The organism is Streptomyces sp. NBC_01267 (assembly GCF_036241575.1).
In the GTDB taxonomy this organism is placed as follows: Bacteria; Actinomycetota; Actinomycetes; order Streptomycetales; family Streptomycetaceae; genus Streptomyces.
Map to the genome: position 1 here is coordinate 965798 of NZ_CP108455.1, position 20824 is coordinate 986621.

General features: G+C 70.7%; 21 protein-coding genes and 1 pseudogene. 12 read left to right on the forward strand and 10 right to left on the reverse strand.

Annotated elements, in window-relative coordinates:
• Positions 1-141: 141 nt before the first annotated feature.
• On the reverse strand, positions 142-363 hold the full coding sequence (locus tag OG709_RS04545; protein ID WP_329164913.1) for a hypothetical protein: 222 nt from the start codon (positions 361-363) through the stop codon (positions 142-144).
• Here OG709_RS04545 and OG709_RS04550 point away from each other — a divergent pair.
• Positions 362-2404: a S9 family peptidase gene (locus tag OG709_RS04550; protein WP_329164915.1), complete on the forward strand. Its 2043-nt coding sequence runs from the start codon at positions 362-364 to the stop codon at positions 2402-2404. The two genes, OG709_RS04545 and OG709_RS04550, sit on opposite strands and share 2 nt — an antisense overlap.
• Before the next feature lie 106 nt (positions 2405-2510).
• Here OG709_RS04550 and OG709_RS04555 read toward each other — a convergent pair whose 3' ends face one another.
• Positions 2511-3161 (reverse strand): cysteine hydrolase, encoded by a 651-nt coding sequence (locus OG709_RS04555; protein ID WP_326695260.1) that lies wholly within the window; start codon positions 3159-3161, stop codon positions 2511-2513.
• A 179-nt stretch (positions 3162-3340) separates the two neighbouring features.
• Here OG709_RS04555 and OG709_RS04560 point away from each other — a divergent pair, with 179 nt between their 5' ends.
• Positions 3341-3811, forward strand: coding sequence for a pyridoxamine 5'-phosphate oxidase family protein (locus OG709_RS04560; protein WP_266644116.1), 471 nt, complete (start codon positions 3341-3343; stop codon positions 3809-3811).
• Here OG709_RS04560 and OG709_RS04565 read toward each other — a convergent pair.
• The gene (locus OG709_RS04565; protein ID WP_250300825.1) at positions 3799-4713 is read right to left on the reverse strand and encodes a LysR family transcriptional regulator; all 915 of its coding nucleotides are present in this window, start codon (positions 4711-4713) and stop codon (positions 3799-3801) included. The genes OG709_RS04560 and OG709_RS04565 overlap by 13 nt on opposite strands.
• Positions 4714-4787: 74 nt before the next feature.
• Here OG709_RS04565 and OG709_RS04570 point away from each other — a divergent pair, with 74 nt between their 5' ends.
• Entirely contained in the window at positions 4788-5762 is a 975-nt protein-coding gene (locus OG709_RS04570; RefSeq protein WP_326695258.1) for a DMT family transporter, read from the forward strand.
• On the opposite strand, the gene OG709_RS04575 is transcribed toward OG709_RS04570, so the two are convergent.
• Positions 5753-7084, reverse strand: a complete 1332-nt coding sequence (locus tag OG709_RS04575) for an aminotransferase class I/II-fold pyridoxal phosphate-dependent enzyme (protein ID WP_326695257.1) — start codon at positions 7082-7084, stop codon at positions 5753-5755. The genes OG709_RS04570 and OG709_RS04575 overlap by 10 nt on opposite strands.
• Before the next feature lie 47 nt (positions 7085-7131).
• Between OG709_RS04575 and OG709_RS04580 the strand changes: the two genes are divergently transcribed.
• Positions 7132-7788: a pyridoxamine 5'-phosphate oxidase family protein gene (locus OG709_RS04580; protein ID WP_329164920.1), complete on the forward strand. Its 657-nt coding sequence runs from the start codon at positions 7132-7134 to the stop codon at positions 7786-7788.
• 45 nt (positions 7789-7833) lie between these two features.
• On the opposite strand, the gene OG709_RS04585 is transcribed toward OG709_RS04580, so the two are convergent.
• From OG709_RS04585 to OG709_RS04595, 3 genes are all read right to left on the reverse strand, one after another.
• Positions 7834-8796: a DMT family transporter gene (locus OG709_RS04585; RefSeq protein WP_329164922.1), complete on the reverse strand. Its 963-nt coding sequence runs from the start codon at positions 8794-8796 to the stop codon at positions 7834-7836.
• A 198-nt stretch (positions 8797-8994) separates the two neighbouring features.
• A complete protein-coding gene (locus OG709_RS04590; RefSeq protein ID WP_250300830.1) occupies positions 8995-9990 on the reverse strand; it encodes an EamA family transporter in 996 nt (331 codons plus the stop codon).
• Between the two features lie 99 nt (positions 9991-10089).
• Positions 10090-10647 carry a Clp protease N-terminal domain-containing protein gene (locus OG709_RS04595; protein WP_406116469.1) on the reverse strand — a complete coding sequence of 186 codons (558 nt, stop codon included), beginning with the start codon at positions 10645-10647 and terminating at the stop codon, positions 10090-10092.
• A 193-nt stretch (positions 10648-10840) separates the two neighbouring features.
• Between OG709_RS04595 and OG709_RS04600 the strand changes: the two genes are divergently transcribed.
• Positions 10841-11020, forward strand: coding sequence for a hypothetical protein (locus OG709_RS04600; protein WP_250300880.1), 180 nt, complete (start codon positions 10841-10843; stop codon positions 11018-11020).
• A 78-nt stretch (positions 11021-11098) separates the two neighbouring features.
• Positions 11099-11527 carry a type II toxin-antitoxin system Rv0910 family toxin gene (locus OG709_RS04605; protein ID WP_250300832.1) on the forward strand — a complete coding sequence of 143 codons (429 nt, stop codon included), beginning with the start codon at positions 11099-11101 and terminating at the stop codon, positions 11525-11527.
• A 130-nt stretch (positions 11528-11657) separates the two neighbouring features.
• Here the strand turns inward: OG709_RS04605 and OG709_RS04610 are convergent, their stop codons facing one another.
• Positions 11658-12245 carry a PadR family transcriptional regulator gene (locus OG709_RS04610; RefSeq protein WP_250300833.1) on the reverse strand — a complete coding sequence of 196 codons (588 nt, stop codon included), beginning with the start codon at positions 12243-12245 and terminating at the stop codon, positions 11658-11660.
• Between the two features lie 232 nt (positions 12246-12477).
• Here OG709_RS04610 and OG709_RS04615 point away from each other — a divergent pair, with 232 nt between their 5' ends.
• The 5 genes and pseudogenes from OG709_RS04615 (at position 12478) to OG709_RS04635 (ending at position 18727) form a co-directional block, all read left to right on the forward strand.
• Positions 12478-13188, forward strand: coding sequence for a TnsA-like heteromeric transposase endonuclease subunit (locus OG709_RS04615; RefSeq protein ID WP_266645127.1), 711 nt, complete (start codon positions 12478-12480; stop codon positions 13186-13188).
• Positions 13176-15237, forward strand: a pseudogene (locus OG709_RS04620) (Mu transposase C-terminal domain-containing protein). The gene OG709_RS04615 and the pseudogene OG709_RS04620 overlap by 13 nt, the downstream one beginning before the upstream one ends.
• Positions 15234-16253, forward strand: a complete 1020-nt coding sequence (locus OG709_RS04625) for an ATP-binding protein (RefSeq protein ID WP_250300841.1) — start codon at positions 15234-15236, stop codon at positions 16251-16253. The pseudogene OG709_RS04620 and the gene OG709_RS04625 overlap by 4 nt, the downstream one beginning before the upstream one ends.
• Positions 16254-17118: 865 nt before the next feature.
• Positions 17119-17934, forward strand: coding sequence for a class I SAM-dependent methyltransferase (locus tag OG709_RS04630; protein ID WP_266645126.1), 816 nt, complete (start codon positions 17119-17121; stop codon positions 17932-17934).
• A gap of 229 nt (positions 17935-18163) precedes the next feature.
• Positions 18164-18727 carry a DinB family protein gene (locus OG709_RS04635; RefSeq protein ID WP_266644105.1) on the forward strand — a complete coding sequence of 188 codons (564 nt, stop codon included), beginning with the start codon at positions 18164-18166 and terminating at the stop codon, positions 18725-18727.
• Positions 18728-19059: 332 nt separating this feature from the next.
• Here OG709_RS04635 and OG709_RS04640 read toward each other — a convergent pair whose 3' ends face one another.
• Positions 19060-19455 (reverse strand): MerR family transcriptional regulator, encoded by a 396-nt coding sequence (locus tag OG709_RS04640; RefSeq protein ID WP_250300843.1) that lies wholly within the window; start codon positions 19453-19455, stop codon positions 19060-19062.
• Positions 19456-19949: 494 nt separating this feature from the next.
• Entirely contained in the window at positions 19950-20084 is a 135-nt protein-coding gene (locus OG709_RS04645; protein ID WP_329164931.1) for a hypothetical protein, read from the reverse strand.
• Here OG709_RS04645 and OG709_RS04650 point away from each other — a divergent pair.
• The gene (locus tag OG709_RS04650; RefSeq protein WP_329169057.1) at positions 20029-20763 is read left to right on the forward strand and encodes an MFS transporter; all 735 of its coding nucleotides are present in this window, start codon (positions 20029-20031) and stop codon (positions 20761-20763) included. The two genes, OG709_RS04645 and OG709_RS04650, sit on opposite strands and share 56 nt — an antisense overlap.
• Positions 20764-20824 lie beyond the last annotated feature (61 nt).

A 20824-nucleotide genomic window follows, 5' to 3' on the forward strand; every position in this document is an offset into this window, starting at 1 on the left:
CAAGGCACTTCTTCGTTTTCCGAGACGTTATCCACAAGGCACGGATCGGTGGATCGAGGCTAAGATGTCGGGGCTCGAAAAACGCCGCATCACCCCACCTTTCCTGGCCCGGTGCGCGGCACGGACCGCCTCGTGACGCGGTCACGCGCGGCCCTGTCGGCCGATCCGGCGATCCGGCGATCCGGACAGTCTCCCGTAACGGGCCTTCGCCGCGCGCAGTTCCACCCGCAACAGATCCCGCAACAGGTCGTCGACGCCTGGAACCAGTACGCCGACGACCGTCTTCCCATGCCCGCAGCAGCGCCGCCCGCACTCGACGGCGATCAGCGGCAGGAACCACGACAACAGAAACACGGAGCCCATGGACCGCAACGGATTTCCCCGTCAGTTCGCCAGAACCCGCCGCTTCACCCTGGGTGTTCCCAGGGACTTCACCGTCTCCCCGGACGGCGAGCGCGTGCTGTTCGTGCGTTCCGCCTCCGGCTCCGACCCGCGCAACCTGCTCTGGCTGTACGAGAACGGACAGGAACGCCCGCTCGCCGAACCGGCCGCGCCGTCCCCGGGTGTGACCTCGTACGCGGCGGACCTGGAGGTCCGGGTCGTGGCCTACGTACTCGGCGGTGAGTTGTGGACGGTGCACACCGGCGGCGGCGCACCCCGCCGCATCCCCACCGCGGGCCCGGCGACCGCTCCCCGGCCCTCCCCGGACGGAACCCTGATCGCCTACGTCACCGGCGGCGCCCTGCGGGTCGTGGGGACCGACGGGACCGGCGACCGGCTCCTCGCCGCCCCCGAGTGCCCCGATGTGACGTACGGACTTCCCGACTACGCCGCCGTGGCTTCCATCGGCCGGTCGCGCGGGTACTGGTGGTCGCCGGACAGCGACGCGCTGCTCGTCGCCCGCGTCGACGCCTCGATGGTGCAGCGCCGGTACATCGCCGATGCCGCGAACCCGCAGGAGCCGCCCCGCTGCATCCGCTACCCGGCGGCCGGCACCCCCAACGCCGAGACCACGCTGCTGCTGACCACGGTGGCGGGAGAACACACTCCCGTCCGGCTGCCGCGTGCGGCGCCCGAGGCCGACGTGCCCGGCGCGTGGAACGCTCCCGCCTTCGAGTACGTCGTCACCGCGGACTGGGAGAGCGCCGGCCCGGTCGTCAGCCTGCAGACCCGCGACCAGCGCACCCTGTGGATCGTCGCCGTCGCACCCGCGACCGGCGACTTCGACGTGCTGGCCCGGCAGACCGACGAGGCCTGGGTGACGTGCCCGCCGGGCGCGCCCCGGCACACCGCCGCCGGGGTGCCGGTACTGCCCCAGGTGTGCGGTGATACCCGGGCGATCCGGATCGGAAGCGTCGTCAGCCCGGCGGGGCTGCAGGTCCGCGAGGTGCTGGGCACGGTGGGGGCACAGGTCTGGTTCACAGCGAGCGAGGACCCTACGGAGGTCCATGTCTGGTGCTACGACCCCTCCCGCGAGCCGGGCTTCGTGAGGCTGAGTGAGGGACCGGGCGTGCACACGGCCGCCGTCGGCGGGGACACCGTCGTCCTCGACAGCAGGACGGAGGACGGCCAGACCGTGACCGTGTTGCACGGCGGGCAGCCGTCCGGACGGATCGGCGTCCTCACCGAGGAGCCACTGGTCACCCCGCAGCCCGTCCATCTCGCCCTCGGTGAGCGCGAGTTGCGCAGCCGTCTGCACCTGCCGTCCTGGTACGCGCCGGGCGGCAGGCTGCCGGTCCTGCTCTTCCCGTACGCCGGACCCGGCATGCAGGTCGTGACCAGGGCGCGCGCCTGGTACACCGCCGTGGGCCAGTGGTTCGCGGAGCAGGGCTTCGCCGTACTGGCCACGGACGGGCGCGGCACCCCCGGGCGCGGTGTCGCGTGGGAGCGGGGCATCGTCGGGGACCGGCTGGGGCCCGTGCTGGAGGACCAGATCGACGCGCTGCACGCGGCTGCGGAGCGGTACGACGCGCTGGACCTGGGGCGAGTGGCCATCCGGGGCTGGTCGTTCAGCGGGTACCTGGCCGCGGGCGCCGTGCTGCACCGGCCCGATGTGTTCCACGCGGCGGTCGCGGGAGCACCGCCCGTCGACCGACGGCTGTACGACACGTACTGGGAGGAGCGGTACCTCGGCCATCCGGACGTCCGGCCCGAAGGGTACGAGCGCTCCTCCCTGCTCCCCCACGCCCACCGGCTGACCCGGCCCCTGATGCTGGTGCACGGGCTGGCCGACGACAACGTGGCCCCGGCCCACACCCTCCGGCTGTCCGCCGCGCTGCTCGCCGCCGGCCGGCCGCACACCGTGCTCCCGCTGCCCACGGGGCACCTGGTGACCGGGGAAGGGGTGGCGGACAAGCTCCTGCTGCTGGAACTCGACTTCTTCAAGCGGTCGTTGAAGATCTGAGCACCAGAGGTGGCGGGTGCCGCGCGGACGAACGCCAAGGTCGCGGGCGCCGTGCGGACGAACGCCAAGGTCGCGGGCGCCGTGCGGACGGACGCCAAGGTCGCGGTCAGGTTCGCGGCGCGGGCCCGGCCTGTTTCCAGCTCGCCAGTACGTCCTCGGTCGAGGTGACCGTGGCGACGAGCGCGAGCGTATTGCGGATCATCGCGGGGGTGTAGTCGGCGGGCACCCCCGCGATGGCGTCCGCGGGCACGACCACCGTGTAACCGAGATTGACCGCGTCGAACACCGCGTTGGGGATGGCCACATTCGCCGAGACGCCGGTGACGATCAGCGTGCGGCAGCCCAGATTCCGCAGCAGCGCGTCGACGTCCGTACCGGCGAGCGGCGACAGGCCGTGCAGCCGTCGTACGACGAGGTCCTCGTCCGCCACCGCCACGGGCTCGGCGACGCGGACCGCCTTCGTGCCCGTGTGCTGCTGGACGGGCAGGCGTCCGGCCGCCTTGAAGAGGCGGGCGTTGCGGTTGGCGCCGCGCCCGTCGGGACGCCGCTCCGCCACCGCGTGCATCACCTGCACACCGGTCTCGTGTGCGCGGGCGACCAGCCGGGCGACGTTCGCCAGGGCTCCCGACGCCCTTGCCTCCTCGGCCAGTTCGGGCAGCGCGCTGTCCCGGCCGACGACGCCCTCCTGGCACTCGACGGTGAGCAGTACCGCCGTGGCGGGATCGAGCTGCTGCGCGAGCTGTTCCAACGACGGCATGGGTCCCTCGTCTCTCGTGACGGCCGCCCACCGGGCCGGGGCGCGTGAGGCTAACCCCCATTGCGTCATGAGGGAAGAGACTCCATGATTCCTGACACACCGTCAGACACAAGCACCCCGGGCACGCCGGCGCCGGACTCGGACGCCGGACAGGCACCGGGCACGCGGAGGAGACGCCCATGACCGTCGCACAGCGCAGAGGCCGCCGGATCATGATGACGGACGCGGAGCGCGACACCTTCCTCGCCGAGCAGCGCACCTGCCGGGTGGCCACCGTCTCGGCCGACGGACGGCCGCACATCGGCGCGCTCTGGTTCCTCTGGGACGGCACGTCGCTCTGGCTGTACTCCCTGACCCGCAGCCGCCGCTGGTCACAGCTGTCGGCCGATCCGCGTCTGGCCGTCGTCGTCGACGACGGCGAGGAGTACGGCGAACTGCGCGGCGTGGAACTCTCGGGCACCGCCGTCTTCGTCGGCGAGGCACCCCGCACGGGCGAGCAGTGCTCCGAACTCGACGCCCCGGAGCGCCTGTTCGCGCGGAAGAACTTCGGCATGGACGTCATGCCGTACGACGGAAGGCACGCCTGGCTGCGGCTGACCCCGGACGCCGTCGTCTCCTGGGACTTCCGCAAGCTCACTCAGCTCGGCTGACCGCCCAGCGCCTGCCCGGCCTCGTACAGCGCGTCCACCGCCGCCCTGATGGACGGCCTGCGGTCGGCGTCGGCGCGCCAGACCGCGTACACGTGCCGCCGCAGCGCGTCCCGTACGGGAACGGCGCGCACCCCCTCGGGCAACGGGCCGCGCCCGAGCCTCGGCGCCACGCCGACGCCGAGGCCCGCCTCGATCAGCGCCAGCTGGGTGGGGTGCTCACCCGCGACATGGGAGATCTTCGGCTCGAACCCCTTGCCGCCCAGGGTGAGCATCAGCCATTCACGGCAGAACTCACCCTCCGGCCAGGTGATCCACTCGTCCTGCGCGAACTCCTCCAGGTCCACCACCGCCGAGCCGGCCAGCGGATGGCGGGCGGGGACCGCGAGGTCGGCGATGTCGTCGAAGAGGTCGCGCTTCGCCATCCCCTCCGGCATCGGCGTCGGTTTGTTGTACCAGTCGAGGACCACGGCCACGTCGAGATCCCCGCGCACCACACCGCGCACCCCGTCCTCACCCTCCAGCTCCTGCGAGCAGACGGTCAGTTGCGGGTGCCGGTCGCGGAGCGCGGTGAGCACGGCGGGGAGGAGGCCCCGGGCGGCCGTGGGGAAGGCGGAGATCCGCAGCTCCCCCACGACCCGGCCGCGCTGTGCCTCCAGATCGGACTGAGCGAGCTCCACCTGGGACAGGATCCGCGCGGCGTGGTCGGCCAGGAGCCGCCCCGCGTCGGTGAGCCGCACCCCCCGGCCGTTCTTGGCGAGCAGCGGCTGCCCGGCCTCCCGCTCCAGCTTGGCCAGTTGCTGGGAGACCGCAGACGTGGTCACGTGCAGCCCGTCGGCCGCCCCGCTCACCGAGCCGTGCCGGGCCACGGCATCGAGAGTACGCAAACGCTCCAGATTCAACATGTAAGCAATGCTAATCGAATCACTCCACACAGTCTCGCTTGTGCTAAGAAATTGATCGCGCCAGAGTGGTGCGCATGAGCATCGCGACTCCGCCCAGGACCGTGTCAGCGCCGGTCATCGCACCGCCCTCCGCCACGCGCCGCCCCGCCGTCGACTGGCGCGTCCGCTTCGCCGCGCTCTCGCTCATCTGGGGATTCAGTTTCCTGCTGATCAAGGTGGGCACCCACGGCTACGCCCCGTTCCAGGTCACCTTCGGCCGGCTGTTCTTCGGCACGGCCGTGCTCGCCGCGGCCATCGTCGTCAAGCGCGAACGGCTGCCCCGCGGCGGGCGCACCTGGGCGCATCTCGGTGTGGCCGCGCTCCTGCTCAACGCCGCACCGTTCTCGCTCTTCGCCTACGCGGAGCAGACCGCCCCCTCGACGCTCGCCGGGATCTGCAACGCCACCTCGCCGCTCTGGGGGATGGCACTGTCCCTGGTCGCGCTCTCCGAGGACCGTCCCACCCGGCGCCGGGTCGCCGGGCTCGGCCTCGGGTTCCTCGGCGTGCTGACCGTGCTGGGCGTCTGGCAGGGCTTCTCCGGACTGGATCTCCGGGGCACCGCGATGGCCCTGCTGGCCTCGCTCTGCTACCCGATCGGCTGGATCTACGTACGGCGCACGCTGGCCGGTACGGGAAGCTCCAACCTCGCGGTCACCGGCTCCCAGCTCTTCGTCGCGACCGCCCAACTGGCCGTGGTCACCCCGATGTTCACGTCGGCGCCGACCTCGTTCCCGGTGGCTCCCCTGCTCGCGGTGGCGGCGCTCGGGGCGCTCGGCACGGGTGTCGCCCTGCTGCTGCAGTACGGCCTGGTGGCCGAAGTCGGCCCGACGACCGCCCAGATGGTCACCTACTTCATCCCGGTGATCGCCACGGCGGCCGGCGCGGTGCTGCTCGGCGAGAGCCTCAGCTGGAACACGCCGGTCGGCGCCCTCGTCGTCGTCGCGGGAGCGGCACTCACCCAGAGCCGCCCGCGCAGGCCCGGCCGGGCCTCCACCACGGATCAGTCGTAACGCCTGCCGGGTGCGGTCCCGGCCGCTGACGCGACGGCGTCGGCGGCCGGGCCGATGTCGTCCGGAGTCAGCGTGGAGACCGTGAGACGCACTCCGGGAGGTGCGGCCATCCGGAAGCGCGCCCCGGGGGCGACGGCCCAGCCCGCGTGCAGCAGCCGGGCCACCGCCCCGGTCTCGTCGGGTACCGGCACCCACACATTCATCCCGCTGCGGCCGTGCGCCGCGACGCCCCGCTCGCGCAGCGCCCGTACGAGCGCGTCCCTGCGCAGCCCGTACGCCCGGGAGACCTCGGCGACATCGACCGCCCCCGACGTCCACAGCTGCACGACCGCGTACTGCAACAGCCTGCTGACCCACCCCGGGCCGAGCCGCTGGCGGCCCCGCACCCGGTCCACGGTGACGGGGTCCGCGGTCAGTACGGCGAGCCGCAGGTCGGGACCGTAGGCCTTGGAAGTCGACCGCACGAACGCCCAGTTGTCCGTGCAGCCCGCCAGCGGATGCAGCGGCAGGTCCACGATGCCGTGGCCGTGGTCGTCCTCGATGAGCAGCACGTCCGGGTGGTCCCGGAGGACGGCGCGGAGCTGCCGCGCACGGGCGGCGCCGACTGCGGCACCCGTCGGATTCTGCGCGCGGGCGGTGACCACGATCGCGCGGGCACCCTCCCGCAGCGCGCGTTCCGCCTCCTCGGGCAGCGGGCCGTCGTCGTCGAGGGCCATCGGAACGGCGCGCAGCCCCAGCGCCGGGACCAGATCCAGCAGAGCGCCCCAGCCCGGGTCCTCGATGGCGACGGCGTCACCCGGCTTGAGACGGGTGGCCAGGACGCGCTCGATCGCGTCGAGCGACCCGGAGAGTACGGCGACCGGGCCGTCCGGCACCCCGTCGGCGACGAACGCGGCACGGGCGAGCCGTGCCAGCTCCGGCTCGACGGCCTCCTGTCCGTACAGCACGGGCTCCTGGTCGCTGCGCGCCGCCGCTGCCGCCAGGGCCGGGGCGAGCGGGGGGAGCAGAGCCCGGTCGGGATTGCCCGCCGCGACGTCCCGCACCCCGGCAGGGATCTCGATCCGGATCGATTCACGCGCCGTACTGGCGGGCCGGGGGCGCACCCGGCTGCCCCGGCGCCCTGCCGTCTCGATCACCCCGCGGTCGCGCAGCAGCCGGTACGCCGAGGCGACGGTGTTCGGGTTCACCCCGAGATCGGTCGCCAACTCCCTTAGCGGGGGCAGCGGTTGGCCCGGAGCGAGCACACCGGCACCGATCGCGCGCTCCACGCTCGCAGCAATGTCCATTGCACGGTGACCTTCGATCCCATATTCTCCTAGCACAAAGCCAACTATGCACTAGTGCAATAAAGAACGCAAGGGAGAACGTCATGCCGGAGCTTTCCTCCTACCGGCCCACCGAGCGCACCGTCCCCACCCGTTCGCGGGAGCGCGCCTCGTACGACCGCGAACTGGTTCACTCCGTACTCGACGAGGGCTACGTCTGCCACCTCGGCTTCATCCGCGACGGCGCTCCCGTCGTACTGCCCACGCTGTACGCGCGGCGGGACGAGCGCCTGTACATCCACGGTTCGACCGGGTCGCGCCCGCTGCGGGCGGCCGGGGCGCCCGACCCGGGCCTCGCCGTCTGTCTGACCGTCACCCATGTCGACGGTCTGGTACTGGCGCGCTCCGCCTTCCACCACTCGATCAACTACCGCTCCGTGGTGGTCCACGGCACGGCCTACCAGGTCACCGACCCGGAGGAGCAGCGCACCGCGCTCGACACGATCGTCGACCACGTCGTCCCCGGCCGCTCCGCCGACTCACGCCCGGCCGACGCGAAGGAACTCGCCGCGACCGCCGTGGTCCGCCTCGACCTCGACGAGGTCTCGGTCAAGATCCGCACCGGCGACCCCAACGACGAGCCCGCGGACCTCTCGCTGCCGCACTGGGCGGGCGTGGTGCCGTTGGCCCGCGGCTACGGCGCGCCCGTCCCGTCCGGAGACCTCGACCCGGCCGTCGCACTGCCCGGGTACCTCAGGTAGGAACGCGGGCGCTCCCGCAGCCGCGGGCGCTCCTCGGGAATGCCGTCAGACCGGGAACGACTGACGGCGGGCCAGGGACGCCGCCCGCATCTCCCCGTACGCGAGTCCGGCGACCGCGGCGAGCAGCAGCAGGGTGCCGGACACGGTGGCCGCCGTGAGCGGCTCACCCAGCAGCGAGACGGCGATCACCGCCGCGCTCACCGGCTCGATGAGCATGATCACCGAGACGGTGGCCGACCGGACCACGGCGGCCCCCGCGAAGTAGAGGGCGTAGGCGAGAGCCGTGGGGACGACCGCCACGTACGCCAGCAGCCCGGCCACCGTGCCCAGTTCGACGGTGTGCGGCAGCAGCCCCTCGACCACGGCGAGCGGCAGCAGGCAGAGCGTGCCGACCGCGAGTGACCAGGTGGTCGTCGACAGCGGGTCACCGCCGCCGTCCCGGCCGAGGCGGCGCGTCAGCAGGGTCATGACCGCGTATCCGGCGGCCGAGAGCAGGGCCCAGCCGACACCGGCCGGGCGCACGGCCCCGCCTCCGCTGCCCAGGACCAGCACCACGAGGCCGCCCAGCGCGCCCGCGACGGCGATGATCCCGCCGGCCCCCAGCCGCTCCCCCATCGTCAGCCCCGCGCCGACGGCGATGAGCACGGGCCCGGCGCCGAGTGTGACGACGGTGGCCACCGCGAGTCCGGTGTCCTGGACGGCCGCGAAGTAGGCGGCCTGGAAGAGCGTGAACGCGGTCCCGGTGGCCGCGATGCGCAGGACCAGGCGTGCGCGTGGTTCGGCGGGCCCGGTCACCGTGCGCGGGCGGCGCAGCGCCTGCACGGCGAGCAGCACCACGAGCCCGCCCGCGCAGCGCCAGAAGGTCAGGGAGACGGGTCCGAGATCGCTGGCCCGGTAGAGCAGCGAGGCAGCCGCCCCGGCTGTCCCCCAGGCCGCTCCGGCGATGGTCAGATAGGTGAGGCTCCGCCCGACGGACAGGCAGGGAGCAGCATTCGACCGAGATGTCACGTACTTCTCCACGTGAAAGACAGGGGTGGTGGTCGCTGAACTCCGCACGCGGGCAGCGACGAACCGCTCGGGAACACCCCGAGCCCGGTCTACGTCAGAGAGTGCAGCCGCCCGCGCTAAGCGGCGGGGGGCGGAAGGACGGTGAGATGCATGCGGGCAGTGTAGTGCTCTTCGACCCACTGGATCCGGCCGGTAGTTCTACGTCCGGTCGGTCCGGGACGCCGTCGGTCCGACGGGCAACTCGGTCGTCCCCGCAGGAGATCCACCGGCCACCGGCCCCGAAGGCGCCTTCGGCGCGGACGACTGCGCGATGAACGCGCCGAACAGCACCACTGCCCCGCCGATGATCTGCGGCGCGGAGAGATGCTCGCCGAGCAGCACCCAGGCGAGGACGGTCGCGATGACCGCCTCCAGGCAGGCCACCACCCCCGCCACCTGCGGGGAGAGCCTGCGCACCGAGACCACCCCGAAGACGTACGCGACGACGGTGGCGATCAGCACGATCCAGCCGAGCAGCAGCCAGGCGGGAACCGCCGTGCCGTTCATGTCCGCACGGCCCGCGAGCAGCGACCAGTCCATCTGCCACGGCCGGGCGACCGCCGTCAACAGGGCGGTGCCGACGAGCAGTCCGTAGGCGATGACACCCAGCGGGTCGACCCGGTTCTCGCCGTCGCCGCCGTGGTCGGACAGCACGAAGTAGCCGACCTGGCAGCAGGCCGCCCCCAGGGCGAGCAACAGCCCGACGGCATCGAAACTCAGCCCCGACCAGACCTCCACGACGCAGGCGAGACCGCCGACGGCGAGCACCACACCGACGGCCGCGGCACGCGTCACCGGCCTGCGCTGGACGAACCTGACCCAGCCCAGCACGAGGGCGGGCGCAAGGTATTCGATGAGCAGGGCGACACCCACCGGGATGCGGGAGAGCGCGGCGAAGTAGCAGGCCTGCACACCCGCGACCGCGAACAGCCCGAACCCGAGGAGCAACGCGGGCCTGCGCCGTACGAGATCCCGGCGGCGCCAGGCGACAGGCAGCATCACCAGGGCGGCCCCGGCCACCCGCAGCCACACGACGTGCAGCGGGTCGAGCCCCGCTTCGATCAGCGGCTTGGCCGCGACACCTGACCCACCGAATGCGAAGGCCGACACCAGGGCGAGTCCCAGGCCGACGCTCTTCCCCTGAGACGCGTGCATCGGCACATCATGACAGGTGGGGTCAGGAGCGTCACCACCGATGCGCCTGTCAGGTTCCGCCCTTGATGTGGACGTCAGGTTTCGCCCTTGATGTGGGCGTCAGGTTTCGCCCTTGCCGAGCCGCCCCGCCAGCACCTCCGCGTCCACCCCTGCCCGGCCCAGCACCTCGACGGCACGGCAGTCCCGGTCGCTCGCGAGCGCGGCCAGCAGATCAAGGCCGCTCACCTGCCGGTCCCCACGCGTCCCGGCGCGCTCCAGTGCGCCCTCCATCGCCACGACCGCTGCGGGCGACCACCCCGCCACACCGGATTCGGCCACCACGGGAACCGCACCCGAGTCCTCCACCGAACCCTGCCAGCGCAGCCCGTAACCAATACTGCGCTGGACGAGATAGCCCAGCACCTTGGCAACCTGCGGGCCGCCGTCGAAGGCGGCCCGCACCGCGGGATCCGTTTCGATCACCGAATGCAGCAGGTGGGCCGTGTCGATCTGGTGGTCGCCGTCCCGCAGCGCACGTCGACGTGCACCTGCCACGACCGTCGCCAGCTCCACGGTGAGTCCGGCTTCGATGTCGGCACGGGACGGGGCGGGCTGGTCATCCGGCCGGGTAGGGCTATGCACATCTTCCAGCTCACCAGACTCCTCCGCGCGGAACATCCCCGGCGGGAAGCATTTGGGCATCCGACAGAAGTTGGGCACGGGCTCCCGAGCCATCCTCCTTACGGATGAGATGGCGATTTCACGCCAAAGAGGTGCGCGCCGCCTTGCCACGCTCCCCCTCGCAACCACGACCCGCCCGAATCCGTCTCACTTCGACAGGACCCCAGGCCCACCACGAGACGGAGGAAACTTGCCCCTGTGGATGGTCGCGCTGCTCGCCAGGGACGGAATGCAGTACGTGTACCGGGTCTACGCCCCGCACGACGCGCTGCCCGGCGATCTCTTCTGGGCAGCTTTCCACTGCCATGACGAGAGCGCACGCCCCCGGGCCTCCGACTGGTTCGATTCCGCCGAGATCTGGCAGATCTGACGCTTCATCAGTATTGAATGTTCTCGGCCCAGCGGCTACGTTCCGCGACATCGCAACCCGACGAGAAGGGGTGGTCGCATGGCCGAAGTCAGCGCCGAGGCTCGGATCGAAGCACCGGCCGAGAAGGTGTGGACCCAGCTGACCGACTTCAGCTCGTACGGCGAGTGGAACGCCACACACACCAGCTTCCCCAAGGGCGGCCCGGCCGAGCTCGCGGTCGGGGCCACCTACGAGGAGAACATGAAACTGATGGGCTTCCCCGCGGAGGTGAACTGGACGGTCGACCAGCTGGAAACCACGGCGCTGCTGGTCACCCGTGGCAAGGGACCGATGGGCGTCAACCTCGCGATGCGCTACTCGCTCACGGCGGACGGCGACGCGACCCTGGTCCGCATCGACGGAGAGTTCACCGGCGCGGCCGTGTCGCTGATGGCGGGCAAGCTCAAGGATTCGGCGACCGCCGCGCTCCACGAGTCGCTGCGCAAACTCGCCGGACTGGTCACCTGACCGCTCGACCCCGCACGGCGGATGGCGCCCCACGGATCTCCGTGGGGCGCCATCCGCGTACCGGCATCCGCCGGGTGGGGCCGGGCCGGCCCCGTACGGGCATCCGCCGGGTAGGGCCGGGCCGGCCGATTCAGTCCTCGTCGGCCAGGATCAGATAGAGCTTCTTCCGGGACTCCCCGATGACGGCCATCGCCTTCTTGCGCTGCTCGGGCGTACCGGTCCTCCAGACCTGACCGAACGCCTCCATCAGACCGAATCCGGCCTGCCGGACCTCGTTCATCGTCTCCCAGTCGCCACCGCGCCCCGCCGCGTCCTCCCAGGGGGCGTCGGGCCCCTCGTCGGCCGCCGTGCGCCCGGACCCGGTGAGCGTGAACAGCTTCTTGCCGCCCTCGCTCTCGCTGGTGATCAGCCCCTCGTCCTCGAGCAGCTGAAGCGTCGGATAGACGGAACCGGGACTGGGGCGCCAGGCCCCGCCACTGCGCTCGCCGATCTCCTGAATCATTTCGTAGCCGTGCATGGCCCGGTCCTTGAGCAGAGCCAGGATCGACGCACGCACGTCACCGCGGCGCGCCCTGCCCCTGGGTCCGCCCCTGCCGCCGCGCCCGCCGAAAGGGCCGCCGAACGGAGGGCCGAACGGACCGAAGGCCCCCCGACGCCCTTCGAAGTCACCCCGACCCTGATGGCCGGGGCCGCCGTTTCCATGTCCATGGGAACGCATCGCGCTCACTTCCTTCCATCGTTGATCTGTCGCGATGCGTCAACGATATATCGGAACTGTTCTTTTAGCAATGCACTCGAAACCGCTGTCCTGTGACAGCGAATCTCGTTCGATTGCCACTGAACTTTGACCACCGGTACGTTCCTGCCACCGAACTTTGACCGTTGAGGTTGGAGGCGTGGTGGGGGCATCGGCTCAGGCGTACGGGGATCCGGCGTTATCTGCCTTTGAGCTGGACTTTCTTGAGTCTGGTGGGCGTCGTCGCGGGCCGTTGGGCCAGTTGTGGAGTACGCGGTTTGAGGGCGTTCAGCCGGTACGTGAGTTCCGGTGGGCGAAGGGTGGGGAGAGCTTCCCGGGCTGGTACTTCGCGGCGACGACCAGCGGTCACGTGGGCTACGAGTCGTGGCTGGAGCGGGACTGTTTGATCTTGCTGGACCGTGATCCGAGGGTTACCGGGATCGCCTCGCAGCCGTTCTGGTTGCACTGGCAGGACGGTCCTGCACTGCGTCGCCATGCGCCTGACTACTTCGTACGCCTTGCTGACGGGCGGGCCAGGGTGGTCGATGTCCGGTCCGCGGACCGGCTGGACGAACGAACCGGAGAGGCGTTCGCGGCGACGCGTCGGGCCTGTGAGGCGGTGGGCTGGGAGTTTGCGTGGATGGGCACGCCCGAGCCGGTGTTCATGGCGAACTTGCGCTGGCTGGCCCGCTACCGGCGGACCCGCTCGGGACGCCCGGAGGGGGTGGCGGCCTCGCTGGTGGAGGTCTTCGAGGAGCCGCTGCCGTTGTGGTCGGGAGCCGGCAGGGTGGGCGATCGGCTGCAGGTCCTGCCGGTCCTGTTTCATCTGCTGTGGTCCGGACGGCTGGGCACGGACCTGGAGTCCGCGGTGCTGGGGGCGGACAGCCTCGTCTGGACAGAAGGGCGGGCGGCATGGGCAGGATGAAGCGGCCGGGTCGGGTCGCGGTCGGTGACCGGGTGCGGTTCGAGGGCCAGATCCGCGGAGTGCTCGCCGTTGCCGCCCAGGCGGTGACGCTGGCGGAGGGCGAAGAGCCGTATCGGGTCGTGCCGTTGCTCGAGTTGTTCGCGGCAGCCGATTTCAAGGTCGTGGACAGCCCGGTTCGGATGCCGTTGCCGGCGGCCTCGCTGCTGGAGGCATTTCCCGCCCGGGAGGTGGAGAGGGCTCTGTGGTGGGAGGGCCACATCCTGGAGGTGCTGCACGGGCTGCCGCCCGGAGCGGAGCCCGGTACGGCGGTCCGGCCTGAGTACGGGCCGGAGCGGTCCTTGACCGCCCGGCAGCGGGCAAAGGCCGCTGAGCTGACTGCCGCTGGTCACAAGGTCTCTGCCAGTACGGTCGCCCACCGTCGGCGTCGCTACCAGGAACGCGGGGTGCTGGGCCTGGCCGATCACCGGCCGGTCCGCAGGACGGCCGAGTTCGGGGAGGTCGACGATGCGGTGGTGGCCGCGATGCGGCAGGCGATCAAGGAAGCGGTGGACGCCTCAACCCGCACGGGGACGTTCATTTTGTGGCGGACCGGCGAGATCCTCAAGGAAGCACCTGGTGGGCAGGGAGTTGGGCTTCCCTCGCAGCGGACGCTCTACCGGCTGCTGGCGAAGCTGACTTCGGGCACTCACACGTCCGGCTCGGCGGTGACCCGCAGGTCCAGGGCCCACGGGGCCACGACGCCGCACGGTGAACTGCCCGTGTTCGCACCGGGCGAGGTCATGCAGATCGACTCCACCTCGCTGGATGTGCTGGTCCTGCTCGACAACGGCGTCACGGGCAGAGTCGAGCTCACCGCCATGATCGATGTCGCCACTAGGACGCTGACAGCGGCGGTGCTGCGGCCGACCACGAAAGCCGTGGATGCCAGCGTGCTGCTGGCCCGCACCGTCACTCCCGAACTGATGCGGCCGGGCTGGGCGGACGCGCTCAGGATGTCCCGCTCGGTGTTGCCGCACCGCAGGCTCCTGGCCCTGGACGAGCGTCTGGCCCATGCGGCGGCCCGGCCGGTGATCGTCCCGGCGGTCATCGTCTGTGATCACGGCAAGGCCTTCCTCTCCCGCAACTTCATCTCCTCCTGCCGGTTCTTGGAGATCGAAGTGCAGCCGGCCCATCAGTGCTCGCCCTTCGAGAAGGGGCATATCGAGAAGATGCTGGGCTCGGTGGCCACGCTGTTCGCACAGTTCCTGCCCACCTACACCGGCCGCAGCGTCGAACACCGCGGCCGGCACCTGGAACGCGAACGGGTGTGGTCGCTGCTGGAGTTGCAGGAGCTGCTGGACGAGTGGATCGTCGCGAAGTGGCAGAACCGCAAGCACGACGGTCTGCGCGATCCGGTCCACCCGGGCCGGCTGTTCACGCCGAACGAGAAGTACGCCGCCTTGGTGGAGGCCTGCGGCTACGTCCCAGTCGCACTCAGCGGCGACGACTACGTCGAACTCCTGCCCGCGGAATGGCGGGTGGTCAACGACTACGGCATCCGGATCAAGAACCGCACCTACGACAGCCGGGCGTTGGGGCCGATGCGCCGCCAGAACTCCGGGGTCCGGGCGAAACGCGGCCTCTGGGAGGTCCACCGCGACCCCTACGACGTCTCCCGGATCTGGGTACGCAACCACCGCGGTGACAACGAGTGGGTCCCGGCCACCTGGAAGTTCCTCAACCGGGCACCGATTCCCTTCGGCGACCTGGCCTGGGACCACGTCAGCCACCAGCTGCCCCGCGCCACCCGAGGCGGAGATCGCCGACGCGGTCGCCGCCCTGCTCACCCGAGCCCACGGCGGCCCGCAGACCGAGCAGGGACCGGGGCCCGGCAAACGCGACCGGCGGGTGGCGGCCCGCACGAAAGCCGCAGGCCCGCTCACCCCGGCATCCGTTACCGGTGCTCAGGCGGAGCCAGAGGACGAAGCGGACGAGAGCGAGGAGTCGGTGGCCGAGGTGATCCCGCTCGGACTGTTCGACCCGCTGGAAGACCCCTGGAAGCGCTCATGACGGCATCGTCCGCGCTGCCCCAGGACTCCCAGCGGCACTTGACCACGATCGACGGCTGGCGCCGCTTCGTCGAAGGGCCACCGGGTCCGCCGCCCCGGCTGACCGACGCTCAGTACGACGCGCTGGGCGAGGCCGGCCAGGCGGCCTTCGACGAGGCCCGTCTTGACCATCACGGCCGTCTTCTGGTGGTCGCCACCTCCGTCGTCCGGCACACCGTCGCCACCGGACGCCGCCTGGTCGTGCTGAACCGGCACGCGATCAGTGCCCGCCGGGGCCTGATCGTCTCCGGCCCCGCCGGCACCGGGAAGACCATCGCGATCACCCAGCTCGGTCTGTCCCACGAACTGCTGGACCGGGCCCGGCACCCCACCGCCACCGACCGCAAGCCGGTCATCTACATCACCGTCCCGCCCGCCGCGACCCCTCGCATGATCGCGGCCGAGTTCGCCCGTTTCCTCGGGCTGCCGGTGATGGCCCGCATGAACATCACCGACCTCATCGAGTCCGTCGTCGGTGTCTGCACCGACGCCCGCACCGGCATGATCCTGGTCGACGAACTCCACAACATCTCGCTCACCACCCAGCACGGCGCCGAAGTCGCCGACACCCTCAAGTACTTCTCCGAGCGGATCCCCGCGACGTTCATCTACGCGGGCATCGACATCGAGCACGGCAGCCTGCTGACCGGCACCCGCGGGGCCCAGATCGCCGGCCGTTTCACCCTGATCCCCACCCACCCCTTCCCTTACAACAGTGAGTGGCGGGGCCTGGTCGCCACCATGGAGAAGACCCTCGCCCTGCGGCGGCACCGGCCCGGCACCCTGGCGAGACTGGACCGCTACCTGCACGACCGCACCGGCGGCATGATCGGCGCCCTCTCCCACCAGATCCGCGGAGCCGCGATCGACGCGATTTTCAATGACACCGAGAAGATCACCAAAGCCGGGCTGAAGGCCGTCCCACTGGACGTCGCCGCCGAATCGCCTCACTTCCGCGGGCCAAGGTCCTCCCGATGACTCACGAGAACGTCCGCGTCCTGCCCTTCCAGGTCCGGCCCCGGTCCGGCGAAGGCATCCGGTCCTTCATCGTCCGCCTGGCACACGCCAACCATCTTCCGCCCCGCTACCTGCGGACCTACCTCTGCGAACCGCCCGAACATCTCGGTCTTCCCAGCTGGACACGGCTGGCCGCCGCGACCGGCCGCGCCCCGGAGACGCTGGTGGCCACCCTGGAAACGAGGCGCTGCCTGGAGTGCGACGCGGAGATACCGCCCTCCGACGTCATCGGCCGCCAGGTCCTGCGCTGTTCCCAGGCCTGCCGCGAGAAGGCATACCGGAAACGGCATCCGCGGGCTCCAGTTCAGAAGGCCCCCTGCAGAGAGTGCGGCAAGAGCATGAAGATCCAGCCCGGACAGCGTTATCGCCTGTGTTCATCCGCCTGCCGACGGGCCAACTACCTCAAACATGAAGAAAAGTGGTTGGCCGAAGCAGACCCGGCTGATCCATCCGGACCGCGCATCTGCCCCGTCTGCGACGGCCCGATGTTCTCGGCAGCACGCCGGACATGCTCAGACCGATGCCGCCAGCGAGCACGTCGCCAACAGCTCAGGCAGCCTCCCGCGAACCCACCTTCTCCACCGCCGGTGTCATCGCCGACACCACAGCCCGCACCACCACCCCAGCCACCCGAACCAGCCCCCACGGCATCAACGAGGCCCTGCGAGACCTGCGGAGAACCACTACCAGCAGGGCCCTGCCAGCAACAACGCCGGACGTGCTCACAGCGCTGCCGCCAGAAGGCATACCGGCAGCGGAAGGCCCAACTGGCCCCGCCTAGGCTGGCGCGGTGACTGATGAGCAGAAACGGGTGCAGCCGTCGGGAGTGTGGGCCACGGCGGTGGGGGTGGCCCGGGTGCGGGCGCTGGAGACCGAGCGGGAGAACGCGCTGTTCCGCGACCCACTGGCACAGGCCTTCGCCACCGCCGGCGGCCTATGGCCCTCCTCGCCGCCGCTGCCCGATGACGAGGCCGCGCGCCGCCGTCGACTGGCCGTGGCGTTCTCCATCGTCATCAGGACGAAGTTCCTCGACGACCTGTTGCAGCAGGCCTCCGCGTCCGGGGTCCGGCAGGTCGTGCTGCTCGGCGCCGGCATGGACAGCCGGGCCTTCCGGATCGACTGGCCAGAGGGCACCCGACTGTTCGAGGTCGACACCGCCGCGCCACTGGACTTCAAGGCTTCGGTGCTGCGCCAGGAGCAGGCCGTCCCACACTGCGAGCGGATCACCGTCGCGGTGGATCTGCGGGAGGACTGGCCAGGCGCGCTGGCCGCCGCAGGGCACGACCCGGCGGTGCCGACCGCGTGGATCGCCGAAGGACTGCTGATCTATCTGCCCGAGGACGCGGTGGAGCTGCTGCTGGCCCGGATCAGCGCGCAGTCGGCAGCAGGCAGCCGGATGGGGCTGACGTTGGGCTCGCGCGGCGTGATCGAGCGCTTCGGCGCGGACGCCGTGCCGGAATCGGCGGCGTCCATGTGGGTCTCGGAGATGCCCGACGACCCGGTGGGCTGGCTGGCCGGGCACGGCTGGGAGGCCAGCAGCCACACCCTGCGCGAACGCGCTGCCGCCTACGGCCGCCCGATCAGCACCCCGCCGCAGCGCGAGGAGCGGCCCGGCGGACTGATCTCGGCGGTCCGCTGGTAAAGCGCCTCCAGGCGGTCAAACTTCAGTGGCAATCGGTCAAGGTTCACTGTCACAGGACAACCGCATACGGTCGGTGACCTGTGTCAATGGGTGTTCATCGATTGCCGGCGAAGGCCGATCGATTGACTTCTGTGCCATTCAGGGATGACTGTCTGCGGGGTTCGTGACAGTGGAGGATGACCGCAGACGGCGACGATCACTCTGCTCGACGGGTCTGTAGTGTGCGGCAATGACAAGAAGCGAGCGGCTCGCGGAGCAGTTGGATTGGTACTGGCGCAAGAACCTGCGGCCACGGCTGGACGGTCTTACTGACGAGGAGTACTTCTGGGAGCCGGTGCGCGGCTGCTGGAGCATCCGCCCACGTGGCACGTCGGCCGCACCGATGCTGGAAGGCTCGGAGGAATGGACGATGGACTCCGCGTCCCCTGCCCCGGTGCCGGCACCGGTGACCACGATTGCCTGGCGGCTGGCGCACATCATCGTCTCGTGCCTGGGCTATCGGGTCGGATGGCACTTCGGCGGCCAGGACGTCGACTCCCGGACATTCGCCTACGCGGGGACCGCTGACGAGGCGCTGGAACAGCTCGATGAGATGTACGGGAGATGGAACGCGGGGGTCCGCGAGCTCTCGGACGCCGACCTGGACAATCCGCCCACGGTGGGTCCCGAGCGGTTTCCCATGGAGAACAGGGTCCTGCACGTCAACAGGGAGCTGATCCATCACGGCGCCGAGATCTCCCTGCTGCGCGACCTCTACCGCTGGCAGGACGGAGCCGGACCGCACCGAATATGACTTTCGGCAACCGTCGATCGAGCTTCGGAGACTGGAGACTTACGTGGAGTCCGTGACGCTCCATGGCTGCTGCCGCTGATAGGCCTCACGATCTTCAACCGCCGTTCTGCCTTCCCTACGTTCTCCTTCGGGACAGGACAGCGTCATCTGCCGTCGCCGATATGCCTTCTGGCGACAGCGCTGACTAGCGTTGATCATCCTTCAGTGGCAATCGATCAGCGATCACTGGCACAGGTCAACGGTTCTTGGCCGACTTGGGTGCGTTCGGATCGCTGAAAGCCCGAGGCCACCTTGGTGTGACCGCCGCGGAACGGTGGGCGGCCAGGTCGGTCTCAGTCGTCCTCGGCCGTACCGGAGGAGAGGAGTCCGCAGTTGTCGAAGTTCATGCACCCGCAGGCCAGGCAGTCGGCGACCGCGTTCCGCAGAGCCTGGGTGTCCTCGATGAACTGGTCCAGCTCGGGGATCTTGCGTTCGGCGAGAGCACGCCATTGCCGGGTGGCACCACGGTCCGCGGCGCTGTCCAGCAGCCGGCGGATCTCGGACAGGGTGAAACCGGCTCGCTGCGCCATTTTGATCAGCGCGATCCGGCGCACGGTGCCGACCGGATAGACGCGTCGGCCCCCGACCCGCTCGGCGGGCGTCAGCAGGCCGACGCTCTCGTAGTAGCGCAAAGCCGAGGGCTGCATCCTGACCCGCCGTGCGAGGTCCCCGATGCCCAGCTTCCGCACTGGTGCCCCCTTGACTTCAAGCGCGCTTGAACCACCAGTCTGACGCGGTGACTCTCTCATCGGCAACGCGGCTGCTGCCACGGACATATCGGCCGCTGTTCACTCATCCTCCGTTCCGTCGGCTCCTCCCGGCCCTGGCGGCCTCCGACCTCGGTGACGGGATGAGCGTGGTCGCCGTGGCGTGGCTGGCCGTTCTGATCGCGCCTCCTGGCCGGTCCGGCCTGGTCGTCGGCGCTGCGGTCGCCGCGTACGCCCTTCCCGGGGCCGCTGGAGCGCTGCTCTTCGGCCGTTGGCTACGTCGACTCCCCGCCCAGCGGCTGCTGGCCGCGGACGCGTGGCTTCGCGCGGTACTTCTCGGCTGTGTGCCCGTGGCCTGGGCCACGGGGGTCCTGCACCCGGTGGTGTACCTCGTGCTCCTCGCCGGTTCGTCGGTGCTGCATGCCTGGGGAAGCGCGGGAAAGTACTCCCTGATCGCCCGGATACTTCCCCCCGGATCAGCGGCTGCCCGCGAACGCGCTGGTCAGCTCGTGCACCTCCGCGTCCGTCATCATCGGACCCGCGCTCGCCGGATTCCTGGCGACAGCCGTCAGCCCGGCCTGGATCCTCGGCCTCGACGCCGTGTCCTTCACCGTCCTCGCCGTACAGGTCGGCCGGCTGGGCAACGTGGCCGGGACGACAGCGACGGCTGCGCCCATCGGGTCCGGCCGATCGGCGGCCGGGCTGAACCTGCTGCGCGGGCAGCCGGAACTCCTGGGGATTCTCGCCCTGACGTGGTTCTTCAACTTCCTCTACGGACCGGTGGAGGTCGCACTCCCGTTGCACGTCACCGAAGACCTTCACTCCGGCGCGAACCTCCTCGGGCTGTACTGGACGCTCTTCGGAGTGGGTGCCGTTCTCGGTGCCCTGTCTGCCGGCGCCCTGCGCAGATTCCCGCTCCGGCCGGTCACCCTGGGCATCGTCGCCGGTTGGGGCCTGACGCTGGTGCCGTTCGGCCTGGGTGTTCCGGCGGGTGTCTCACTCGTCTGCTTCGCTCTGGGCGGTGTGGTCTACGGACCCTTCACCGCACTGTCCTTCACCCTGTTCCAGGACCGCACCCCGGCAGCTCTGCTGACCACGGTCCTGGCTGTCCGAAGCGCCGCCCTTCTCACCGCCGCGCCGGTGGGCACCGCGTTGGGCGGCCCTCTCACCGCCGCCATGGGCCCCCGGACGGTGCTGGCCGTTTCGGGAATCGCCACCATGGTGCTGGCCGTCGCCGGCGCCGCAGCGCGCGTGCGGGGAAGACGGCGGCCAGCTCCTCGGCCGGTCTGACGGGTGGTGGTTCAGGCGGTTCACGCCGTCAGCGGGCCGAAATCAGTCAACTTCCCGGCAA